Origin of the sequence: Sphingomonas elodea ATCC 31461, from assembly GCF_000226955.1 — a bacterium.
Taxonomy (GTDB): domain Bacteria; phylum Pseudomonadota; class Alphaproteobacteria; order Sphingomonadales; family Sphingomonadaceae; genus Sphingomonas; species Sphingomonas elodea.
Genome location: NZ_AGFU01000118.1, coordinates 1 through 2,432, shown reverse-complemented (window position 1 = coordinate 2,432; position 2,432 = coordinate 1). Strand labels below are relative to the sequence as shown.

General features: G+C 67.9%; 5 protein-coding genes. 4 read left to right on the top strand and 1 reads right to left on the bottom strand.

Translation table 11 applies throughout. The features are described 5' to 3' along the window. Positions 1 to 350: 350 nt before the first annotated feature. Positions 351 to 800: a hypothetical protein gene (locus tag KK7_RS0119235; protein WP_010546266.1), complete on the bottom strand. Its 450-nt coding sequence runs from the start codon at positions 798 to 800 to the stop codon at positions 351 to 353. Positions 801 to 988: 188 nt separating this feature from the next. On the opposite strand from KK7_RS0119235, the gene KK7_RS22745 reads away from it, so the two are divergent. From KK7_RS22745 to KK7_RS22155, 4 genes are all read left to right on the top strand, one after another. After that, on the top strand, positions 989 to 1,225 hold the full coding sequence (locus KK7_RS22745; protein ID WP_138984009.1) for a hypothetical protein: 237 nt from the start codon (positions 989 to 991) through the stop codon (positions 1,223 to 1,225). 97 nt (positions 1,226 to 1,322) lie between these two features. Continuing rightward, positions 1,323 to 1,484 carry a hypothetical protein gene (locus KK7_RS23090; RefSeq protein WP_158000045.1) on the top strand — a complete coding sequence of 54 codons (162 nt, stop codon included), beginning with the start codon at positions 1,323 to 1,325 and terminating at the stop codon, positions 1,482 to 1,484. A 122-nt stretch (positions 1,485 to 1,606) separates the two neighbouring features. Further along, a complete protein-coding gene (locus KK7_RS21710) occupies positions 1,607 to 1,942 on the top strand; it encodes an RNA polymerase sigma factor (RefSeq protein WP_158000044.1) in 336 nt (111 codons plus the stop codon). 9 nt (positions 1,943 to 1,951) lie between these two features. Further along, positions 1,952 to 2,068 (top strand): sigma factor-like helix-turn-helix DNA-binding protein, encoded by a 117-nt coding sequence (locus tag KK7_RS22155; RefSeq protein ID WP_083836150.1) that lies wholly within the window; start codon positions 1,952 to 1,954, stop codon positions 2,066 to 2,068. The last annotated feature ends 364 nt before the right edge of the window (positions 2,069 to 2,432 follow it).

Below are 2,432 nucleotides of genomic sequence, written 5' to 3'. Positions count from 1 at the left end.
CACGACACGCAACACGTTGAAAGCTCCACACCGCACTCAAGAGCCACTGTGGAAAGCGTTACGAGTAGGCACCCCGTGGCAACGGTCATGCCCCAACGCAAAGCGCCGCTGCCGGCGGGACGGCAGCGGCGCCCGGGAACGGGGCCTGCGATCGATACAGGGGGGACTCGTAACCGCCGGCCCCCACCGTCAGAAGCGCTGGCGCAATCCGACGGTGATCGAGGTGGCCGAAAGCTTCGGCTGATAGGTGGTGGCGGTGGTGCCGCCGGCGGCAAGCGGCATGCGGCCGGCAATCCCCAAGCCCGAGCTCTGCGCATAGCGGCCGGCGAGCTCGACGGTGGTCTTCTCGGTCAGCGCGTAGCCGACACCCGCATCGGCAAGCCAGCGAACGCCCCAGTCGCGCCCGGAAAGGGTACTGCCCTGCCCGGTCGTGGCGTAGGCTCGGTCACGCGCACCGCATCGATGCCGCCGCCGACGAACGGACGCAGCCGCGTGCCGGTGTCGATGTCGTAATAGCCGGCCACGCCGATGCTCAGCGTCTTGGTGCGGCCCCGCGTCACCAGGCCGCCCGCATTCAGGCCACCCGCATCGACATTGGCGGCGGTGTAGTCGAGCGTGCTCCCGAGCCGGAACTTGCCAAAGTCATCGCCGCGCGTTCCGCCGTCGCCATAGCCTTCGCGATATCTATGCACCGCCCCGGCGACCGCGGCGTCGCGGCTCCAGCGCTGGGCATACGCGACCGGAAGCAGGCAGACCGTCGACGCCAGCAGCGATGCCGCGTAGAGAAGGGAAAAGCGCATCGTGGATCCTTTCGCCCCGGCGGGATGCCGGGATGCCGGGATGCAGCCAGAACGAAGCCGTGCGCGCGCCGCCGTACGCCGCCGGCAGATCCTGCTCCCGTCGCGAGCCTGCGGTGGCGGGGACCGACCGCAAGAAATGCGCGGGATCGTTGCGGTGGCCGAACGGGCGCTTCGTCAAGGGATCGGACATGCCGAACAACGCAAGCGTGCTCCGCGTACAAGAAGAAGGGTCTGCCGCGAAGTTTACCGGATGGACGTTCGCCGCCGCACTGGTTGCCGCCGGCCTTGCCTCGCCTGCGATGGCGCAGTCGACCAAGCCGGCGGAAGCCGCGAAGAAAGCGGTTCCCCCGTCGCACCTGCCCAAGCCGCACAAGCCGGCCAAGCAGGACAAGGCGAAGCCGCCGGTCACCGCGGCCAAGCGCTGAGGTGGGCGCCCGCCCGTGCCCCCCTTGGGCGGGCGCTTCCCCTTTTCCGGACGGATCGTCGCCGCGACCGGCGCGGCGGCACAGGCGGAGCGGATACGTGCACTACGACAGGAAACCCGATTGGAAGCTCGGCGCCGAACGCTGGATGTGCGCGGCCCAGTTGCATCCCCTTGGCGGCCCCGAACCGGAGGACCTGGCGCTGTTCGCCGCGATCGGGTGGCTGCTCCTCACCGCGATCCATCACTTTTTGGGACACTGAGCCTTGCAGCCGCACCGGGCGACCGCGCCCTCCCGCATCAAACCGTACTTGCCCCCGCCGTCGCCGCACCTATGCGCAAGCACGATCATCGCGGCGCCGGCGGAACGGCGCTAGTCCGGTCCATGTCCACCCCATCCCCGCTGGTGGCGGCCTTCCTCGCACGGCGGGCGGCGCTGCAGCACTATTTCGCCCGGCGCGTGGGCGATGCCGACGCGGAAGATCTCGTCCAGGAAATCTATGTGCGGATCGCCGGACTTACAGAGACGGACGCGATCCACAGTGCCGGCGGCTATCTGTACCGGCTGAGCAACAACATCCTGCTCGACCGGCTGCGCCAGAGCCAGGTGCGGGCGGCGCGCGATCATGCCTGGCGCAACACCCATCATGTCCTCACTCCCGGCGGTGAGGATGGGAGCGACACGGTCGCCGCCGACGAGGCGCTGATCGCGCGCGACTAGGTGCGCCGCATGGAGGCGGCGCTGGCGGAACTGCCCGAAGGAGTCCAGCGCAGCTTCCGGCTTCACAAGCTGGAGGGCCTGTCACATGCCGAGGTGGCGGCGCAGATGGGCGTTTCCAAAGCCTGATCGAAAAGCACATGATGCGCGCCCTGCGGCATCTGATGGCGACGCTCGGCCGATAATGCAGCGCGATGCGAAAAGCGCGTGCGGCGCGCGAACGATGGCTTCGTCCAACATCCTGAAGGGGCATGCATGCAATGGGGGCGGAAAGCGTATGACACGGGTCGATCCGGAAGAAGCGGCGGTTGAATGGTTCGTCCGGCTGCAGGACTGCGAGGACGAAGCCGACTTGGGCGCTCCGGCGCGCGTCCTTCCCGGACCAAAAGCAGGTTGACCATTAAATCTACATATGTTGGTGTATGGTGATGCGTCGCCCTCGCCGCCCTTCTTCGCAAATGCGCCTGCTGCTGAAAGCGCTTGTGGCGCGAGC

Coding starts and splice junctions, on each gene's coding strand:
- KK7_RS22745 (WP_138984009.1), top strand. CDS start 989: ATGCCGAACAACGCAAGCGTGCTCCGCGTACAAGAAGAAGGGTCTGCC.
- KK7_RS21710 (WP_158000044.1), top strand. CDS start 1,607: ATGTCCACCCCATCCCCGCTGGTGGCGGCCTTCCTCGCACGGCGGGCG.
- KK7_RS0119235 (WP_010546266.1), bottom strand. CDS start 800: ATGCGCTTTTCCCTTCTCTACGCGGCATCGCTGCTGGCGTCGACGGTC.
- KK7_RS22155 (WP_083836150.1), top strand. CDS start 1,952: ATGGAGGCGGCGCTGGCGGAACTGCCCGAAGGAGTCCAGCGCAGCTTC.